Here is a 19,804-nt window from a genome sequence, read left to right as displayed (position 1 = left end):
TTCCTCGTTCTTGGTTCAAGACAGAGGAAAGAGCGGGGATGCCGGATCAGTGTCCGGCATGACGGGAAGGGAGGAAAGACCGCGAAAATGGGGACTGACGGGCTCCTGACGTCTGTCCCATTTTTCGCGAAGACCGGGATCCTAACTGGGAGCACGTCAGGATGACCCGAAGGGGCTGTCATCCTGGACCCCGATCCGGGATCCACTCCTTAGAAAACCGTGATTCTGAGTCAAGCTCATAATGACGGGAAGGGAGTAAGACTGTCATCCCGTGGTGTCCCCGTACTGTCATCCCGTAGTGCTCCTATACGGGATCTCGCTCTTCTAGTCCGTCTCTAAACAGAGGTAAGAGGTATGAGGTCAGAGGTAAGAAGATCAAGATCTTCACGCTCTTCACACCTCCCGCCTCTTACCTCTAGCCTCAGGTCCCCAAGGACGGGTTCAGGCTCTTGGACGATGGACGGCTCTTCTCGTTCTTCTCGTCCGTCTTTTTGACGGGTATTAGAGACCTCTCTGAAGCAGGTGAACCCATCCGGTAAAAGTCGGTGGTGCTTTGGAAGTTTGAAGTTTTGAGTAGCATAAATTTTCGCTAAACTGTCAGCAGGTAACCGTCCTCGAAAACCTGTACGCAGGCTTCCACGACAGCGGGATCGTACAGTATGCCTGAATTTTTCTTTATCTCATTCAGGGCGTGCTCGATTCCCAGAGCCTGTCTGTAAGGTCTGTGGGAAGTTATAGCCTCAACCACATCGGCAACCGCTATTATTCTTGATTCAAGCCTTATTTCATCGTTTTTCAGACCGTTCGGATAGCCAGACCCGTCGAGTCTTTCGTGGTGCTGCAGTACTATATCGGCGATAGGCCAGGGCAGGTCTATATCCTTAAGAATGTTGTAGCCGTTTCTCGAATGCTCCTTTATAAGGCTCAACTCTATATTGCTTAGCTTTACCGGTCTCGTCAAAATCTCCGACGGAATCGAAATCTTTCCTATATCATGGAGCAGGCCGGCAAATTTGAGGCAGGTAAGAGTTTCATCATTCAGACCCATTTTCTTCCCGATGGCCACGGCCAGATCGCTCACATTCTTCTGGTGGCCGGCCGTGTAAGGATCTTTTGCACTAACTATATCGGACGCGATGCGGACCAATGCGTCGAAGGCCGCTTCCAGCTTTTTTGAAGCACGCTTTCTCTCGGTAATATCTTCACTGACTTCTACAACACCCGTAACATCTCCGTCCGGCCCTATAACTGGGTAGGCCCTCACAAGCCAGTACTCGCCCATTTCGTTGGTGAGTTCTGTTTTTTTCTGCTCGCGGCTTTTAATTACCTTTTCCAGTATGCAGTCGTCGCATTTCTCACCGGCTTTCCATATCATGAAGCACTTCTTTCCTATCAGGTCGCCGACTTCAACACCCAGACGTTTCGACATAGCTCTGTTGATCCAGTTTATTCTGAGATCCCTGTCGTAATAAACTATACTTTCTTTGGTTGCGTTGAGTATCAAAGATTTCTCTTCCTCGGACTTTCTCAGAGCTTCCTGGCTCATTAAGAGATCGGTCACGTCACTGACGAATCCTATGAAACTGGTATCGTCCAGCCTTACCGCCCTGACGTTCCAGTAGCCCTTCTCGCCATTCTTCTTTACAAATGAGACTATTCCTTCAGCTTCACCGGTCTCGACAGTCTTCCTGAAATGTTCTTTGGCATCATCAAGACTCTCGGGATGGATCAACTTTAGCAGGTTCATATTCAGCAACTCTTCTCTCGTATATCCGGTTATTCTGCTGGAAGCTTCGTTAACATCGGTAAAGTTTCCTCTCTCATCTGAGACGAAAATTCCATCCGGCGCGCTCTCCAAGTATCTTCTGAATTTGCTCTCCTTTTTTTCTACCGTTTGAAGAAGACCGTCTCTTTCAGAGAGTGTCCTTGCAAGCTTGATATTTGCAAAACTGAGAGTGGAAACCATTTTTGCAAACTTCGAGTAGAAGGTCATCACGGTATCGATAGTTTCCCGGCTCCATACGGGTACTTTATCAAGCGCCTTTATATACTCGTCTTCGTTGAAACCATACTTTCTTGCCTGTCTCCGGAAGAGTTCGTAATCGAGACTTTCATCTTCAATGAAGAACTGCCCCAGAAATAGATTCCCCAGATGAGAATCGCCCACAATTATCGGAGTTGCCATATCCCACATATTGTTGGCGCATTTGTAGAGCTTAAAAGTTCCCGGTACTATGCCTTTGGAGAGTTCGAGATCACTGTGAAGACAGTTTCTGAGCGTCTCGGGGTTCATACGATGGTACTTTGTGCAGATCTCCTGCCAACCTGTGGCAACAAGTATCTTGCCGTGGATGTCGATGATCGCCATTCCGATATTCGTCAACCTGTAGAAGTCGTTCATCATAGACTGAATGGCCTCGAAGTCAAATATATCTTCAAGTTCCAGGTCCTCAATCTCACTTTCGGGATCGAGAATCGCCTTGAGTTTCTTTCTTACTCTGCTTTCGCTCTCCTTCAGTTCCTCTTCAGCTTTTTTGCTTGCCGTTATATCTTCAGCAAAGAGAACAAGGCTTTCGACCCGCCCATCCTGACCGAATACCGGGTATATAGTTGTTTTCAGCACAATTCCCTCTCGCCGGTCCTCGATCACCCTGGGCTTTCCCGTTTTCAGAACTTCTTCGGCGTGAATCTTCCTCGCCTGAGCGAGTTCTCGCGGGACGAAATCATATATATTCTTACCGATCAGCGACTCAAGATCAGTACCAAGCCTTTTGCAGAGAGTCTGATTTGCAGTTATAACCCTTCCTGAAGGATCTATCTGAAACAGTGATTCGGTTGGGGCATCTACAAGAGCCTGAAGCTGAAGGTTCTTCTCTTTAAGAAGCATTTCATCTCGCTTTCGTCGCGTTATATCTCTTACAGTGCTCACTACCAGTCTTTCGCCATCGTCTTCAATCAGAATAGAGTGTATCTCTACGGGAAGGGAATCACCGTTTTTACGATAATGCAGGCTTTCGATCGTTCTGGAAGTGCCTATGGCGGCTTTTGACCAGAATTCTTTGAAGAATTCCTCTGAAATCTCATTTTGAATGGTTAATATGGACTTGCCAAGCAAATCCTCTCTGGAAAAACCGTAAGTGTTTATCACGGCATCGTTTACATAGAGTATTTTGGCTTGCATATCGGAAACAAATACCATATCAACGATATAATTGGCAAGATCGGCAAAAGACTTCATAAAACCTCCGTGACACCTGCATTTCTCCGCTTTAAACAATGGAAAATCGTGAATCGATCTTTTGATTGTACCACTTGATTTTCTCTAAACAAACTCCGGGCAATGGTTTGACATAGAGATCCAGATAGTTCTAATAACGTAAAATTCTTTTTTAACGTCCGCCGAATCGAAAAGTCACATTCTCCTAAGATGAGATGGCAGAGATCCATATCACTGGCTGACGAGTGGTATATTATATACAAGAGAGCGTCGCGCTTGCATCCTCGCATGATTTCATAGACTTGACTCGTCAATGCCCTGTGCGAAGACTCGTTGCTAGAAAAGTTTGGTCTGGTTATCCTTACTCTCTTTCTTCTTTCTGATGGTTATCCTGTCATCTCCTCCGGGTCTGTCACACAGCATTGGAGAGTCGGGATCGTAAGCCCGACGGTTCTTATCCACGGTACTCTTGCTGTAATTCGCGTAGCAATAAAGACAGCCGTTCGGGCAGGTGTTGTAGGCTCCTATATCCACACTCTCGACGCAGCCGCAGGCTTCCCGCTGGTTTCTGTCATTCGAGACGGTCAGTTCCCTTCCGAGCAGTTTCGAGATGAGCCTGTCGTCAACGCATCTTCCGTGTTGAATGCCGTATGCCGACAGATCCACGAGTTCCGAGCAGCTCTCAAGAACCAGATCGTTGGCTTTAGCAATATCCGAGAAACCCCCGGCAAGGGCCTGCAAATCCCCCTCCGCCAGCTCCTTCGCCCCGACTGTCCGGATGTTGCGAAGTATCTTCCTGTAAAGGTCCACGAAACTGATAACGCACTTGTCGGTGTATTTGCAGAGCTTTCCGGCCATAGATTCGAAGGCCTTCAAATGCCACTCGAGCGTGAACCTGTCCGTTACGATCACCGGGTCATACCTCCAGATTACGCGCTCCCTGCCGATCATTTCGGAGAGCTTCACGAAAGTCCCGAAAATCTCTCTCTTGTCTCTGAGGTTGGGCTCTATATCTCTGTTGTAGGGGGTTATGGTGAACTGGAAGTAATAGGTGTAGCCGGCGAGTTCGTCGAGTCTACCGATCATCTTTTCCGGGTCCTTCGACCATAAAACTATACAGTCTATATTTTTGGGTGATATATCTACCCTGCTGATCTGGTGAGGGTTCATGGGGTTTCTGACAAGAGCGAACCTCTCTTTGAGCCTGTTGAAAAACCATTCGCTGTAAAAGGCCGGAATATCGGTTCTCCGGCTAACGCTCAATATCATACTAGTTTCTTTCCTTTCTCACGAGTCTAATTATCCAGTATTGCCGATAGCCTGTATCTTTCATGGGTTTCCGATTGAGTGTATCACAGTCTCTTTCGCCTCTACATATACGCCGTCTATATGCAGGACAGTAATCTCTCAGATTCGACAAGAAATGAAAAATGTCTTCGGGGTAAAAGATACTTTCACCCTGAACATTATCTTCTAGAGAATTGTGCGTCAAATCAAGCGTGTAATCTCCTTTCAGCAGCAGGCATTCCACGATCTTAACCAATCTCTTATAATCATCCTCGAGACGTGATCTTCTCACGGACGCGCAGATGTTGATCTGTTCACGGGAGAAAGCCGTGTTACATATGACTTCGAAAAGCCTGGAAAATGATTCGTTTGAAAACTCACTTATGGATTTCGGAAAGAACAGGACATTTATAAATCTGTCGGGCAGGGAATATAGTCGTGTCACGTCTTGTTTGTAGAAGTAGTACCTATGATTATTAAGCGTTGTTCTGTAATACCAATCGATCACGTCGATCCCTGAATAATAAAGGAAGTCGGGAGGGAGTCCTTTCTTTTTAATGGCGCGATATGCACCGTAATAGTCAAGGCCGGAACCGGAACCAATCGAAAAGATCCTGAGAAAGGAGGTAGATCCTTCAAGATCCATGAGCGCTTCATAGAAGGCTTCGTATTCATATATATATGCCGGCGCGTATCTAAGCAGATACAACTGCTGAATCATACGATTGGAGTAATCTGGTGTGCTCGAATTCAAGAATGACAGTGTTTTTAGAATACAGAGGCGATCCACGCTTTTAATAGAAGAAGAAAAATCAGCGAAGACACTTTCCAGAAAAGATGTAATATCCAATCCAGTTCACCCTTCAATCATTAGAATTCGATAATCTCTGTTTTGCGGAAAAATGGCCAGTTCCCTCCCGAGGATTTGATTGGAAGCCTGTTCCACTCTTTACCAAATCCTCTATAAGTTTCTGAACAGTTTACAACGCACAGGCTGTCAAGTGCTCTGGATATTCCCGTATAGACAATACTGTGGACTGTATCTCTTTTGAAAACCATGTTGCCCTCATCAGGTATCACCAAAATAACGCACTTGGATTCCGAACCTTTGAACGAATGAACGGTGCATGTTTTGAGGAGCGGATTCTTCATCCAGAATAGTTCTTTCAAGTGTTTCCGATACTCCGGGTCTGGGGCAAATATGTGGTTGACGTTTATACCTTTTAGTTGGAAGACATTCACAAGATCCAGACCGAAATTCCTGTCCATTACCAGAATAGTGATATCCGAAGGAGAGACTTTGTTGTCGAAGAAGTATTCAAAGGCTGAAAAACAGACCTCCTTTGCTTCATGTTGAGCAACATCTTCCCATATCAGGATTTCTTTATACAAAGAGATCTGTCCTGACACAACGATAACATCCTCAGTGTTCTTCGCGATGTATTGCGCGGCAAATCGATTCAGCTCATCCACGAGTATTCCTTTAATTCTAAAGGAATCTTTGAGCTCATTCCAGGCTCCGCGAAACTGGACTTTTCGCATCGGTTCGTCTATCCAGCTCTCTCTTCCATATATGTTCTGACGAGAGTCTGTGAAGAGGACAAGTTCATTATTGGGACTAAGATAAGATGAGAGCAAATCATACCAGTTCCAGCAAAAGTCCTGACCTTCGTCGATAAGAATTGCATCATAAATGGGCTTCTCTCTTCTCCATCTTGGATTGCTACCACTTTCAAGAGCTTTCTTAACAAGGCCGGGAAGTTTGTTCTGGAAGAAATCGTCATCGCTTTCGCCAGAATGTAAGTTTCCTTCAATACCCATCCTGCGCAGTTCCCTAAAGCAAAACTCGTGGAAATGAGTGAAGACTATATTTTTGAAGTCGAAATCCCGCGGGATTCTATCCATTATCTTTCTTATATAATGCCACATCGTGATGTTGAAAGTAACCACTAGCACTTTCTTGCCCGTAGCGGCGATATTGGCCGCTCTGTGTGCCAGAGTGAGGGTCTTACCTGAACCGGCGGCACCTCTCACCCTTATATGGCCGCTCCTGCAAGTCGCTAGAACCTGCTGATGTCTCGAAAGTTGAAAGCTTTTCCCATTTCAGACCTGTGATACGGCGGATTAAGCCATGTCTTGAGCGCTTCGACCAGTTCCAAACGTTCGGGAATATCTTTGAAACACTCAGTGTTCCAGACGAAGGGAGCCTGATTCATTTCCACACCGTCTTTTCCGATAATGCTGGCGTATTGACTGTTTTTGATTCTAGAGAGCTTATTTATTATCTCCTTTCGTGTAAGGGAAGGAATATACAAACCAACTTTCAGCGCCTTGATGAACCACTTGTTTTGATACAGTCTTTCGCCAAGCGTTGGAATATAAAGATCGATCATTGCATTTCTCACAGAGACGGCCCTTCTTAGGGCAAGTCCAGGATCGTCGGAAGAAAGAGCGATTTCCCAGACCATGATCCCTTTTTCGGGATGTAGTAGTACAATATCTGGTTGTTGACCGTTGAAGAATGGTTCAATGTAGACTATCCAGTTTTTGTCAAGACGATCGCGAAAGAAGTTTGAGATATATGCTTTTACTTCATCAGAAGGTCCACCTTCGGCTTTTTGATAACTGCAATACACGATCTCAGCCATTAATCCCCTCCGTTACCGTTTGAAGATAATAATATGAGGTTCTCGAAAAGGAAGACCTCCAACATCAACGGTTATACCGTTGAATAAACCGAGAACCAGGAAGCAAGCCCAAAGAAATGTTATCACAGGGGAAGGGAAAAAAGGAAATCTCAAGGTGCTGGATAACCCTTTAAAAAAATTCCTCTCGAGAGGTTCGAGAGGGAAAAGGAACATCTAAATAAGCTAAATATATTTTACCACTTGAGGAGATAAAAAACAAAATCGGTTTGAGAGTCCGGACAGGTCATTTACAAAAAGAGTTTACCGGGTGTCTGAGAGATATACCGGCAAGCGGGTAGGTGCATGAAAAAGCACACAAAAGAGTGAGAGAGCCAATGGAAATCGCTCAAGCTTACTGGAACGATCTGCCGGTGAAGAGTCTCCATAAAGGGTCGTAAATGGAGCGGAAAGTGTTAACATTTAGAGATAACCAAAAAAGGGGGAGAAAGTATGGAAAACGTCTACAAAAAGCTCCGCACCTTCAACATGATAATGGCCTTTCTGCATCTGATCCAGGGAGTTGTCATGCTTATCCTGAGCAACGATTCGACCCTCACCATCACGAGGAATTATCTGGCCTTCGATCGTGAAATAATGAAGCTCGTTCCCGCAACCGAGAATCTTTTTAACCTGCGGATGGGCCCCTTCATAGCCAGTTTTCTCTTCATGTCGTCCATAGCCCATTTCATAGTCTCGACTTTCGGGTTCAAGTGGTACGCGAGGAATCTCGAGAGGGGCATCAATTATGCGAGGTGGTACGAGTATTCGATCAGCTCTTCGGTGATGATAGTAGCGCTGGCCATGTTTTCCGGGATGCTCGATATAGTTAGTCTCATGCTCCTCTTCACCGTGAACGGTCTTATGAATCTCTTCGGCCTCATGATGGAGCTTCATAATCAGACCACGGAGAAGACCAACTGGACTTCTTTCGTGTTCGGCAGTATCGCCGGAGCCGTCTCGTGGGTGGCAGTCTTCATCTATCTCTTCACGTCCCTGGGTAAGGCGAACGTACAGTTCCCCTCTTTCGTCTATGCGATCATCGTAACGTTTCTAGTCTTTTTCAACAGCTTTGCGATAAATATGTTCCTCCAGTACAAGAAGATCGGCCCGTGGAAGAATTATCTCTTCGGAGAGAATGTCTATGTCATACTCAGTCTGGTGTCCAAGAGTCTTCTCGCCTGGCAGGTCTTCGCCGGCACTCTCAGGCCGGTATGATAAGAAAACCGGCATGAAGGTAATGCTCATGAACGAAGACGTCTTTGGAGCAGTTCCTCGTTCCGACGCTGCGCGTCCAGGTTCTTGGTAAAAGACTCGAGAGGAAGAGAGAGAGGAGAGAAAACCCGTCCTTTCCTCCCTTCCCGTCATGCCGGACCCCGATCCGGCATCTCCGCTCCCTCGAAAGAGCAAGAGCGAGATCCCGTATATAAAGAGCGGAGTCCCGTATAGGATCATTACGGGATGACGCGGGATGACGGTCCTTCTTCCTTCCCGTCATTCTGGCATATTCCTAGCCAGAATCACGTTCTTCCTCCCTCACGTCATGCCCGGTCTTCGCGAAAAAACGTGGACAGACGTCAGGAGCCCGTCAGTCCCCATTTTCGCGGTCTTTGCTCCTTCCCGTCATGCCGGACACCGATCCGGCATCTCCGTTCCTTCTCGTGAGCGAAGCGTACTCTCGATGCTCTTTCTCCGCTCTCACTCACCACCGGCAGTGGCCTTTTACGGTCTATTTTTCTATCAGTTCGACACCGGCGCTCTCGAATTCGTCCAGTGTTCTCTGAACATCTCCTTCGTTGGCTTCGACGCCCTTGGTCCCGTTTATTATTACCCTTATCTTGAAGCCGGAGGAAAGCGCATCGTGAACCGTGTATTTCAGGCAATAGTCGAGAGCGAGTCCGCAGATGTCTATCTCCTCAATGCCTAGAGCCTTTAGCAGCCCGGCCGTTCCCAGATTCGTTCCGTCGTTTTCTCTGAAGATCGAGTAGCTATCTACTCCCGGATGTGTCCCCTTTCTCACTATGTAGTCAAACCGGTTGCTCTCTATATCCGGGTGAAATTCGGCTCCGGGCGTTCCCTGCATACAGTGGACAGGCCAGAGAACGGGTCCGATGCCCTTTTTGTTGTCGAACGGCGTGAAAGGCTCTTTTCTGTGGTTCGCCGCGAAACTCATGTGGTTTGAGGGGTGCCAGTCCTGGCCTGCAAGTATCGTATATACGGGGTCTCTCATGGCTCTGTTAATCACTTTGTTTATCTGGCTTGCTCCTTTCACGGGCAGAGAACCGGTCTCGTAGAAGTCGTTTTGAACATCGACAACCAGAAGTGCCTTTCGCATTTGTATCACCTCTCTTCGGCATCTTGCTGGGATTCCAGAACGAAAAGAGCGCTCTTGCCGGGGAGAGCGTCTTTTGTTATGCTTTGAGTTCGACGAACTCGCTGTTCATATTTGTCTTTCGTGTCGCGCCTTCATCTCCTCAATAGTCTGGAGAGTCTTCCCCCAGTGAATTGCAGTACCTGACTTATGCTCACCAGTACTATTACCGCGTACAGTACCACGTCCCACTGGAACCTGTAGTAACCGTAGTTTATGGCCAGCTGTCCAAGACCGCCAGCTCCGACGGCTCCCGCTATTGCGGTGTAGGTCACGAGGTTGATCAGAAGCACGGTGATATTTCCTATTTGCTCTGGTAGCGTTTCGGGAATCAGAACTCTGAATATAAACTGCGATCTGTTGAGTCCCATGGAATCGGAAGAATCTATAATCCCGCGTGGAACTCCGTTGAAGGAGTTCTCTGAAAGCCTTGCCATGAAAGGGATAGCGGCTATCGTTAGGTTGAAGATCGCGGCGTTCGGCCCTATGATTGTACCCATGACGTTTTTCGTGACGGGAATCAAAAGCAGAACCAGTATTATGAAGGGAATTGAGCGGAAGACGTTAACAAACAGATCGAACACTATGTAGAGTCTCCGCCACTTCTTGGATCTCGAGAGCAGGAAGAGAACCACTCCGAGGGGTATTCCAAAGAGAGTCGCGAGAAAACCGGAGACCAGAACCATATAGAGTGTCTCAAGCGTGGCTTTCAGTATCTCACCGGCCATTATTCAACCTCCTCTAGCGAGTAGACCGACTCCCTGAGGCGCTGGATGAACAGGTCCTGCTGTTCACCCTCAATACCGATTATCATAGCACCGAAGGGCCCGTGCTTCAATTCTTCGATTTTGCCGTACAGTATGTTGACCGAGACATCAAGTTCCCTGGCGACTTTCCACATGACCGCTTCGTGCGTCTTCTTCCCCCAGAAGAGGACCCGTATTATCTTGCCTTTATGTTCTACCGCTTTTCTATCCAGTTCGAGCGGTGTTCCAAAATCCCTGACTTCGTTTTTTTCGACTTTCACGAAGAATTCGTGGGCCGGTCCGAAGAACTTCAATCTGCCGTTTTCGAGGTAGGCGACTTTATCGCAGGTTCTTTTTATCACATCCATGTCGTGTGTAACTACGACAAAGGTGATTCTATGCTTTTGGTTGAGTTCAACGACCAGATCCAGTAACCTGCCGGTTGTCTTGGGATCGAGGGCCGAGGTCGGTTCATCCAGAAGTATCATCTTTGGATCCATGACTAGCGCCCTGGCTATTGCGGCCCTCTGCTGCTCTCCTCCGGACAGTTGAGAGGGGTAGGCCTGTATCCTGTGATCGAGGCCGAGCTCGCCGGAGATCTTTTCGACCTTCTCTTTCACTTCCCTGCCTGTCAGCCCCTGTATTTTCAGGGGGAAGGCTATGTTCTGCGATACCGTCCGGTTTCTGAAGAGGTTGAAGCTCTGGAAAACGACGCCGATCTTCTTGCGCATCTTTCTTATCTCATCATCTTTCAAATTGACTATGTTCTTTCCATCGAAGAATATCTCGCCGCTGTCAACCGGCTGAAGAAGGTTGAGCGTCCGGAGCAGAGAAGTTTTCCCCGCCCCGGAAAGTCCGACTATGCCGACGATCTGGCCTTCTTCCACCGAAAAGCTCACATCGTCCAGGATCTTTCTTCTCCCGGTCCTGTCTTCGAAAGAAAGGTTCAGGTTTTTGACTGCCAGGATCAACGCTACTTCCCCTCTCAGAATACCGGCACTACCGCTCCGCCGTACTTCTCGTTGATGAAGTTTCTCACTTTCTCCGTGGTCAACACGCTCACGAGCGCCTTGACCCAGTCCTTGTCTTTATCGGCCTCGCGGATCGTTATGATGTTTGCGTACGGGGATTCAGCACCTTCGATGAATTCGGCGTCTTTGGTCGCGTTGAGGTTAATCGTCAAGGCGTAGTTCGTGTTGATCACGGCGCCAACCACGGTTTTGTCATCAGTGTAAACCCTTGGAATGAAGCCGGCTTCGATTTCGACAAAATCGAGTTTTCTCGGGTTGCTCTCGATGTCGCGCACCGTAGATTCCAGCTTTGTGGGGTCTTTAAGTTGAATCAAACCGTTGTTGTGGAGAAGTATCAGCGCGCGCCCCTCGTTGGTGGGGTCATTCGGAATGGCGATCTTGTCGCCCGCCTCCAGGCTCTCCAGAGGTTTCTTCAGAAAGAAGCCCATTGGCTCAACGTGAATCGCTTTAACGGATATCAGTCCCTTGATTCCCCTCTGGGTAGTGAAGGAGACCAGGTACGGCACGTGCTGGAAGTAATTGGCGCTCAGCTCCCCCGTAGAGAGCGCTATGTTCGGAAGCACGTAGTCGTTGAACACGACTATCTCGAGCTCGTACCCGAGGGCCGCCAGATCCCCTTTCACTATCTCCAGTATCTCTGCGTGAGGAACGGGAGTCGCCCCGACTTTGATCTTTTCCGCCCCGAAGGCCAAAACTAAACCCAGTAGAACCAATACCAGCAGCAGTTTCTTCATACAAATCCCTCCCGATATAAAAAAAGGGCGTCTCTTTTGAGACGCCCCGTTTCTATTTTTCCAGGTACAGCTAAGCACCCGAAGAAACAAGGGCGTTGCCGTACATCATCATAGATATTTTCTTCCCGCCGACTGCTTTAAAATCCATAGGTTTCCCCCGACAGTTCGTTTGAGAGATTATAACTCACGGCTGCTTTCGACAATGCAAACTTACTGTAAACAATGCATCAGGTGATTTTTATTTCGGTGTTGAAGAGCCTCTCCCAGGCGTCTTTTATGGTCTTCAAAACCGGTTTGTTCCGCTCGGATATGATCGAAAGCCCCGTTGCCTTTGCGTTATCGGCCAGTGTTATCTCCACCGACGAGCCCACACCGTTCACGAGAACGAGACCGGATTCGGTTCTGCAAAAGCCCTTCACTCTCAAAGCAGAACCGAGGATCTCTTCTACAAAGTCCCTCAACTTCTCGATGGTAACTTCGCCTTCCCATTCTATAAGGAGGGATTTTGGCCGGTTATTGGGGCTGTTCTCCGATTCCGCCACTTCCTTTTTCCTTTTGAAGAAGGGAACGGGCTTCCTGGTCACTCCGTACCTGGCCTCGTATTGAGGCATATTCCCTATCGTGGATATTTCCTGTTTTATTCTCTCCAGTTCTCCCACACTTACCCTGTCCACTTTGTTGATTATCACGACGTCGGACGAGGCGACCTGTTTCTCGACCACCGAGAAGATATCGCTGAGGGCCAGGAATCTTGAAGCATCCACCACGCAGTAGCCACAGACGAACTCGACCTTTCCGGCGATCGGAAGGAGCTTTTCGATACCGGACGGGTCGGACATGCCAGAAGTCTCCACAAAGATGATATCCGGCCCCTCTTTGATCATGCACTTGAGAGCTTCCACAAACTCGTTCTCCCTGCAGGTGCAGAAAATCGAGCCTCCGGAGATTTCTTCTTTGAAGATTCCCTCTTTATCCAAGAGCGATCCGTCGATAGCCACCTTTCCGAAGTCGTTTATTATGACGCCTTTAAGGGCATCGTGGTACTGCGACATCAGGACTTTAAGAAAAGTAGTCTTTCCCGACCCAAGAAAACCCGTTACAAGAACCAGCTCAGGAACTGAGGATTTTTTTAATTTCACTGAAGAATTCCCTCCTGTCAGGAATTATAGATGAGTACTTCAACCGCCCGTTGATATAGATGGAAGGGAGGTTCTTCACCCCCATCTTCTTTATTCTCTGAATGTTTTCGCGAACCGTGAATTTGTATTCCACAACGTCCACTCTGTCTTTGAACTCTTCGAGCGCGAGCTTCGCTACGCTCATCATGTAAGTGCAGGCGGCGCAGGTGTCCGAATCCAGTGTGAAGACCTCGATAAGCGGCTTTTCGAGATGTTCGTAATCGGGGAGGTCGATCTCTACTTCCTCCTCCTCAGCTTCGTAGTCTTTGAGAATCGCTTTCACCCTTTCGACGTCCCTTATTGCCTGTTGTATGGCGATGCCGTTTTCGACAGGCACATTGTATGGCATGTCGCATCCCGGAGCCACTATGTAGTTCCTGGTTCCCAGTCTCTCCAAAAGCTCTATCACGTACTTCATGTTATCCTTCTGGTTTCCGTAAAGCATCGTGGTCGTAAGGGGGATGTTGCCACCTATAACCACCCCGTAACTATCGGTGATTTTCTTCGCGCTCTCCAGATCGATGTTCTCATCTACGAATAAGGAATCCGGCCTGGTCTGGCACATCACTTCGATGTTCTTCGTGGCGTCTCCGCATACGAAGAAAGAACTCTTCGCCCCGTTCTGCCTCACAAAATTGAAAAGCCCAGAAAAGGGGCCGCTCAGGTATCTTTTAAAATGACGTGGAGAGATCTGCGAAACCATGGGATCGACGAAGGCGACGATGTCCATTCCGGCCTCGATGTACATCCCGGCCATGCGCTCGCAAACTTCGCTGGTATATGAGAGCAGGTCCTGAGCGTACTGCGGCTCTTCAATGATGTCCATGAAGAAATCCGCTCCACGCAGATGCGAAGCGAGCGTCAAAGGACCACAAACAAGCCCGAACAGGGCGGTGTGATGGCCTACCTCCCTCTTCATCTCTCTCATGGCGTCCAGCACCAGAGGAATCCTCCCCGAACTTTCGTCCGGGAGAAGGCCCGGTATTTCCCGGCTTTTCTTCAAGGGATGGCCGCTGACCGAAGGAGGATTGACGTCGCTCCAGACCAGATCGCAACCCAGCGCTTCCGCTTCCAGCTGGAGATCGAAAACCACCGGCTGGCCGTCAGGTCTGTAGAGTCTGTTGACTTCAAGTAAAGATTGAACCAGTTTATCGACGTCGTTAAGGACCTCTTTGGCGGTATAGCCTTTGAGTTTACCGGCATGCACGCCTGCGAAGGGGACCCACGGCGCGCGGGGTAAGGTTTTGTTCTCGAGTGACTTCAATAGCAAATCTTTACCGGTCTCTTCTTTCGCAAAAAACTCCATTGTAAACCTCCCGGAAAAAAACCTTTCTTTTATTCTAACAAAAAAGGGAGCTACCGGAAGTGCCCCCTTTTTATGAAACTCTTAAGATTCAGCTTATTTTCTCACCTTCAACACTTAAAACTAGATAAAGTTTTCCGGATTTGTCTTCCCTGTAGGTGGCCTTTAAAAGTCTGCAAATGGTCGAGCCGGATCCTTTGCATGCGATGAACGTGAACGAAAGATCTTTCGCCCTGCACTTTATAAGCTCCATCTTCAAAGTCCTCAAAAGACTGGCGAGCCTCTTCTCTTCTTTCTGGCCGTATAGCCTCGAATCTTCGTCGGTCTGTACGACTTCATTCCAGAGTTTTTCGGTAAGAATTACGGGAAGTTTTATACCGTTATCTCTGGCGATAGGTGAAGCATCGACCATACCCATATCCAGCCGGGTGAAAAACCGAGAGCGATCTGGCACCTCTCCGCTGCTCATACAGCACCTCCAGTTAGTTGTCACTTTAAACATAACATTCATACTATCTCAAGTCAAAAGCCTACAACGAACCACAGGTATGTTTGGGGTTGTTTAAGTGGCTTTATCTGCAGTAGTCTTCGAAAAACTCCCCCAGGTGAGTCATTCTCCTATTATCTTTATAAGCACCCTTTTCTTTCTCTTTCCATCAAACTCGTAGTAGAATATCCTCTCCCAGGGGCCGAAATCCAGCTCTCCGCCGGTTATGGCTACCACCACCTCTCTGCCCATGATGGTTCTTTTCAGGTGGGCGTCGGCGTTGTCTTCGAACCCGTTGTGGGCGTACTGTGAATACGGTCTCTCTGGCGCCAGGCCTTCGAGCCATTTCTCGAAATCCTGGTGCAGCCCGGGCTCGTCATCGTTAATGAAGACGCTTGCCGTTATGTGCATGGCGTTCACCAGCACGAGGCCCTCTTTCACACCGCTCTCTTTCAAGGCCAGTTCTACCTGAGGGGTGATGTTTATGATCTTTCTCCTGGTCTCAGTGTTGAAATACAGTTCCTTCCTGAATGACTTCGTTGCACTCACCTCCATTCAAAATCCGCGCTCTCCGGATCGCTAGCCCCCCAATCTTCCTTCAGAACACGAAGGGCACAATTGCAGGAATTCATCGCATATGAAGATTCTATCATCAGCCTCACGAAAGACTCCATCGACCGTCGATTGTTTGATATCTCTCAATTAGCGCGGGAAGTTATAGTAATATTGTCTTGGAGGTGGTAATTCATTGAGAATACTACACTGTTCGGATATCCATCTCGGCAGGAGGCCGATAGGTTCTCCGGGCAGCACATACTCGATGGCCCGTTACGAGGACTACTTCAAATCCTTCGAAAACATCGTCGATTACGCTCTGTCGGGGGCGATAGATATTTTTCTGGTGAGCGGAGACCTTTTCGATAGAAAGGATATTAATCCCGATACACTGGCCAGAACCCAGCAGATGCTGGGCAGGCTCAGAGAAGCTTCGATAGAAGTGATCGTGATCGAAGGCAACCACGACAAATGTTTCAACACCGGTGAATCTTGGCTGCTCTTTCTGGAGAAGACAGGCTACCTGAAGTTTCTCGCGCCCTTTCACGACGGAAGGGGCTACACATTTCCATGTTTCGAAACCGGAGGTATCAGCTTCTTTGGTCTGGGTTATCCCGGCTTTCTCGTGGACGAACTGCTATCGGAACTGGCCGAAAGGCTTGAGGGCAGGAACAACGTAGTGCTCGTCCATTCGGCGCCGGGAAAGAACGACTTCATACCGGGGCTGGCTACACTGGAGAAGATCGAGGCGCTCGGGGAAAAGGTTCTGTATGTTGCCGGAGGCCATCTTCACGCGAGGGCCAGTTTCCCTGAGGGAGAACCCTTCTTTCACGTGCCCGGTTCACCCGAATACTGGGATGTATGGGAAAGCGGCGAGAAAGGATTCAACGTATTCGACACGCTTAAGGGAAAGGTGGAGTTTCACGCCTCCTCGCGAAGGGAGAGACAGGAGTTCGCCTGTGACATTGACGAAGAGCCGACCGTGGATCGACTGAACGGTTTCGTCGAAGGGCTGGACATACACGCAGGTTCGCTCGTCCTGCTCACGGTCACCGTACCGGGCGACTCGGTACTGTACACCGAGAAGATCGAAAGAAGACTGGAAGAGAAGGGAGCGCTCAAATCCTTCCTTCGCGTGAAAAGAAGGGATCTTCCCGTCTCGCTCGAAGGGTTTCGCTCGATGGGCGCGAGGGAGATCGAACGCGAAGTGCTGACGAACTCCAGAGAATGGAGAGAGCTAGGCGCGAAGGGCGACTCGCTTGTAAGACTGATCGATTCTCTGAAGCAATCTCAGCAAGAAGGACGGTACGACCAGTTCAAAGAGACTCTGGATATCTTCCTCGAGGGATTGGCGGGTGAGCTTTCTTGAAGCTGCTCAGCGTAGAACTGGAGAACTTCAGAAACCACGAAAACTCCCAGTACGAATTCGACAGGGGCGTCAACCTTATACTCGGTCACAACGGCTCGGGCAAATCCTCGATCATAGAGGCGATCGGGCTTGCACTTTTCGGCGGAGGTCTCAGAGACCGGCAGGAAGACGCGATAATGTGGGAAAGAAATAGAGCCAGGGTCAGTGTGACCTTTCTCGCCGACGATGGGAACCAGTACAGAGCAGAAAAGATATTCGGCAGCACCTCGAACCACGAGCTGTGGCAGGGTGATCTGCTCGTGGCCAGGGGTAGAGATTCCGTGATAGAAAAGGTGAAGACCATCTGCAACCTCCAGGGCGATATCGCCAAAACTTTCGAAAACGTCATCGTCGCATTTCAAAATAGAATCGCGGAGCAGTTCCTCGGAAGCCCCGCGCCGCGAAGAGAGTATTTCAACCGCGTCTTTCAAGTTGACCTGTACAGACGTATCGCGACCGATTACATGAAAGAGTACCTCTCCGGTCTCAAGTCGGAGACAGCCCTCATAGACGGAGAGATTTTGCTCACGGGAACGATCGTGGAAAAGAAATCCGAACTCGAGAGAAAACGTGAAGCAAAACTCGCGGAGCTTGAGAACAACCTGAAAAAACTGGAAGAGTTAGAAAGAGAAATCGCTGGCAGAAAAACCGTGCTTGAAGCCCTTCGATCCAAAGAAAGAGAGATAGATTCGGCTGTTGAGAAGCTCTCGATAATGTTGAAAGACCTTATCGAAGAGGCAAGAAGGCTTAAAGAAAGGTACAGACAGCTCAAAACATCCTCGATGGCCCGCGAGATAACCGCCAGATCCTTCAAGGGCCACGAAAAATACAACGAACTCTTGGGCAGGGAGAGGGAGCTGGAAGAGCAAAAAAAAGAGCTCGATGCCGTCTCCAGAGAAACGGTCGAAATCGGCAAAAAGCTGGCGGAAAAAACCACGGAACAGGCCAGATTGCAGGAAAGAATCGCGGCGACTGAGAAACGAAAGGGCGAGATCTTCGAGTCGCTGAAAACTCTGAGAGAGATGAGAAAGGAACATTACGGCGATCTCGAGGAAAAACGGAGACTGTTAAGAGAACGGGAATTGTTCCTTCAGGCCAAATACGACAAAAAAGCCGCCGTGAAAGTGCTGAAAGATGAATACGAAAAGGCCGGGCGCGAGCGCATCGAACTCGAAGCGATGATAAAACGCCAGAGCGATAGTCTAACAGCCCAACCAGATCCACAGGAGCGGCTCGAAGCGCTGGATGCGCAGGAGAAGTCGCTTCAGGAAAACATCGCACGGCTCGAATCGCTGCTATCGTCAAGGGCTGGCATCTCGGCCAGACTGAAGGCCCTCGAAGAATCTATCGATTCTCTCTCCGGTGGTATCTGCCCCTTACTAAACGAAAGTTGTAAGAACATATTGGAGAGAAAGAATTACGGCGAGAGTCTGGAGAGAATGATACGGGAGCTGGAAGAGAGCGCCGAAAAGATCGATCGAGAGATTGAGGAGCTCAAAGGAAGCCGTCAATCGCTGGATGAACTGAAGAAAGACAGGGCCAGACTGGAGCGCGACTGTGAACTGAAAGCGCAGGCGACCGGAGAACTGCAGGCCCTTCGAGAGAAGCTGAAAAAATCTCTGGAGCGACTCGAGAAATCTAGAAGGCAGATAGAAACGGTCTTGAACGGAACCGGAACTCTTGAAGAGATGTTTGAAACTCTAGAAGACGAGACGAGAGAGGCCATCACGGCCGTCGAGACGGCCAAAAGCGAAGTCCGCCTGTCCGAAAAGACTCTGGCAGATATTGACAGGGAACTGGAGAAGGGAACCACTCTGGAAGACGAGTCGGATAGAGAGCTGAAGGAGCTGGTCTCAGCCGGAGGAGAGCTTGCCCTGGAGATCCAAAAGATGCAAAGAGAGATCGACGTTTTCGAGAGCCGGCTTCGCATCCTTCCGGATGTGGCCCTCGCCCTCGAAGAGACGAGAAGCGAGATGAACTCTCACAAAATCGATTATGACGAATACAACAAAAACTCTATTTTGGCCGGCTACCTCGAAGAATACACGGCGAACTTCGGCCAGTCGCTGGAGCTCTGCAGGGAGAAATCAAAGAGGATAGGTTTGTTGAGACGCGAGCTTCTCGAACTACGCAGGAGCTTCGACGGATCTAAACTTAAGGAAATCGCGAGAGAATACGAAGAGATGCAGGAGGTCCAAAAATCCAGACGCGACGAAGTGACTTCCATGAAGAAAGACCTCGATTACATGGAAATGGAGCTCGACAGAATAGGCCAACACGAAAAACGCCTGAAAGAATTGAAAGAGCGAAGGGCATTGATAGAGAGAAAGATTTCGCTCGCTGAAAAGATGCGAGAGAACCTGAACCTCACGGGCGAGAAGATAACCGCGGGTTTCAGGGACAGCATAGAGAAGAAGGCCACGGCCGATTACAGGAAGATCTCCGGAATTGAAGAGTCGATCATCTGGAACGAAGATTACGAGGTTTTCCTGAAATCTCCCGGCGAGGCGGGGGCGAGTTTGAGAAGCTTTTCGAACTTATCGGGCGGCGAACAGGTGCTGGTCTCACTCTGCCTGAGGGCGGCAATGACAAACGTTTTGAGCGGGGCGAGACTCGCCATCTTCGACGAGCCCACTTCCAATCTCGACAGGGAGAGAAAGGAACTTCTGGCGCAATCCATGAGGGAACTTTTCGGCGAACTCGATCAGGCTATAATAGTCACACACGACGATGTCTTTTCCGAGATGGCACAAAAGGTTATCCGACTCGGCGAAGAGGCCGGAGGTTGAAATCTTATATCCAC

At 48.8% G+C, this 19,804-nt stretch carries 16 protein-coding genes; 3 read left to right on the top strand and 13 right to left on the bottom strand.

Features of this window, described 5'->3' with window-relative positions:
* Nucleotides 1-589 precede the first annotated feature (589 nt).
* From MESINF_RS13235 to MESINF_RS13215, 5 genes are all read right to left on the bottom strand, one after another.
* Complete coding sequence (locus tag MESINF_RS13235) at nucleotides 590-3,238, bottom strand: PAS domain S-box protein (RefSeq protein WP_169700592.1); 2,649 nt, start codon at nucleotides 3,236-3,238, stop codon at nucleotides 590-592.
* Nucleotides 3,239-3,553: 315 nt separating this feature from the next.
* Nucleotides 3,554-4,486: a DUF1848 domain-containing protein gene (locus MESINF_RS13230; RefSeq protein ID WP_169700589.1), complete on the bottom strand. Its 933-nt coding sequence runs from the start codon at nucleotides 4,484-4,486 to the stop codon at nucleotides 3,554-3,556.
* 1 nt (nucleotide 4,487) lies between these two features.
* Nucleotides 4,488-5,354 (bottom strand): hypothetical protein, encoded by an 867-nt coding sequence (locus tag MESINF_RS13225; RefSeq protein WP_169700587.1) that lies wholly within the window; start codon nucleotides 5,352-5,354, stop codon nucleotides 4,488-4,490.
* 20 nt (nucleotides 5,355-5,374) lie between these two features.
* Nucleotides 5,375-6,538 (bottom strand): UvrD-helicase domain-containing protein, encoded by a 1,164-nt coding sequence (locus MESINF_RS13220; RefSeq protein WP_169700585.1) that lies wholly within the window; start codon nucleotides 6,536-6,538, stop codon nucleotides 5,375-5,377.
* Nucleotides 6,539-6,564: 26 nt separating this feature from the next.
* A complete protein-coding gene (locus MESINF_RS13215) occupies nucleotides 6,565-7,152 on the bottom strand; it encodes a hypothetical protein (protein WP_169700583.1) in 588 nt (195 codons plus the stop codon).
* A gap of 489 nt (nucleotides 7,153-7,641) precedes the next feature.
* On the opposite strand from MESINF_RS13215, the gene heR reads away from it, so the two are divergent.
* The gene (gene heR / locus MESINF_RS13210; protein ID WP_169700581.1) at nucleotides 7,642-8,406 is read left to right on the top strand and encodes a heliorhodopsin HeR; all 765 of its coding nucleotides are present in this window, start codon (nucleotides 7,642-7,644) and stop codon (nucleotides 8,404-8,406) included.
* 511 nt (nucleotides 8,407-8,917) lie between these two features.
* Here the strand turns inward: heR and pncA are convergent.
* The 8 genes from pncA to MESINF_RS13170 form a co-directional block, all read right to left on the bottom strand.
* Nucleotides 8,918-9,523: a bifunctional nicotinamidase/pyrazinamidase gene (gene pncA, locus MESINF_RS13205; RefSeq protein WP_169700573.1), complete on the bottom strand. Its 606-nt coding sequence runs from the start codon at nucleotides 9,521-9,523 to the stop codon at nucleotides 8,918-8,920.
* A gap of 131 nt (nucleotides 9,524-9,654) precedes the next feature.
* The gene (locus MESINF_RS13200) at nucleotides 9,655-10,287 is read right to left on the bottom strand and encodes a methionine ABC transporter permease (RefSeq protein WP_169700571.1); all 633 of its coding nucleotides are present in this window, start codon (nucleotides 10,285-10,287) and stop codon (nucleotides 9,655-9,657) included.
* Complete coding sequence (locus MESINF_RS13195) at nucleotides 10,287-11,276, bottom strand: methionine ABC transporter ATP-binding protein (RefSeq protein ID WP_169700570.1); 990 nt, start codon at nucleotides 11,274-11,276, stop codon at nucleotides 10,287-10,289. Before MESINF_RS13195 ends, MESINF_RS13200 begins: the two co-directional genes overlap by 1 nt.
* Before the next feature lie 14 nt (nucleotides 11,277-11,290).
* Entirely contained in the window at nucleotides 11,291-12,070 is a 780-nt protein-coding gene (locus MESINF_RS13190) for a MetQ/NlpA family ABC transporter substrate-binding protein (RefSeq protein WP_169700568.1), read from the bottom strand.
* A 227-nt stretch (nucleotides 12,071-12,297) separates the two neighbouring features.
* Nucleotides 12,298-13,209 carry a CobW family GTP-binding protein gene (locus MESINF_RS13185; RefSeq protein WP_169700566.1) on the bottom strand — a complete coding sequence of 304 codons (912 nt, stop codon included), beginning with the start codon at nucleotides 13,207-13,209 and terminating at the stop codon, nucleotides 12,298-12,300.
* Nucleotides 13,181-14,554 (bottom strand): uroporphyrinogen decarboxylase family protein, encoded by a 1,374-nt coding sequence (locus tag MESINF_RS13180; protein ID WP_169700564.1) that lies wholly within the window; start codon nucleotides 14,552-14,554, stop codon nucleotides 13,181-13,183. The genes MESINF_RS13185 and MESINF_RS13180 overlap by 29 nt, the downstream gene beginning before the upstream one ends.
* A gap of 88 nt (nucleotides 14,555-14,642) precedes the next feature.
* A complete protein-coding gene (locus MESINF_RS13175) occupies nucleotides 14,643-15,020 on the bottom strand; it encodes a hypothetical protein (protein WP_169700562.1) in 378 nt (125 codons plus the stop codon).
* A gap of 141 nt (nucleotides 15,021-15,161) precedes the next feature.
* Complete coding sequence (locus tag MESINF_RS13170) at nucleotides 15,162-15,593, bottom strand: secondary thiamine-phosphate synthase enzyme YjbQ (RefSeq protein WP_169700561.1); 432 nt, start codon at nucleotides 15,591-15,593, stop codon at nucleotides 15,162-15,164.
* 193 nt (nucleotides 15,594-15,786) lie between these two features.
* Between MESINF_RS13170 and MESINF_RS13165 the strand changes: the two genes are divergently transcribed.
* Both MESINF_RS13165 and MESINF_RS13160 read left to right on the top strand, forming a co-directional pair.
* Entirely contained in the window at nucleotides 15,787-16,962 is a 1,176-nt protein-coding gene (locus tag MESINF_RS13165; protein ID WP_169700559.1) for a metallophosphoesterase family protein, read from the top strand.
* Nucleotides 16,959-19,790: an AAA family ATPase gene (locus MESINF_RS13160; protein WP_169700557.1), complete on the top strand. Its 2,832-nt coding sequence runs from the start codon at nucleotides 16,959-16,961 to the stop codon at nucleotides 19,788-19,790. The genes MESINF_RS13165 and MESINF_RS13160 overlap by 4 nt, the downstream gene beginning before the upstream one ends.
* Nucleotides 19,791-19,804 lie beyond the last annotated feature (14 nt).

It is taken from the genome of Mesotoga infera (genome assembly GCF_900157305.1).
GTDB lineage: Bacteria > Thermotogota > Thermotogae > Petrotogales > Kosmotogaceae > Mesotoga > Mesotoga infera.
This window is presented reverse-complemented; position numbering and strand designations above follow the sequence as displayed.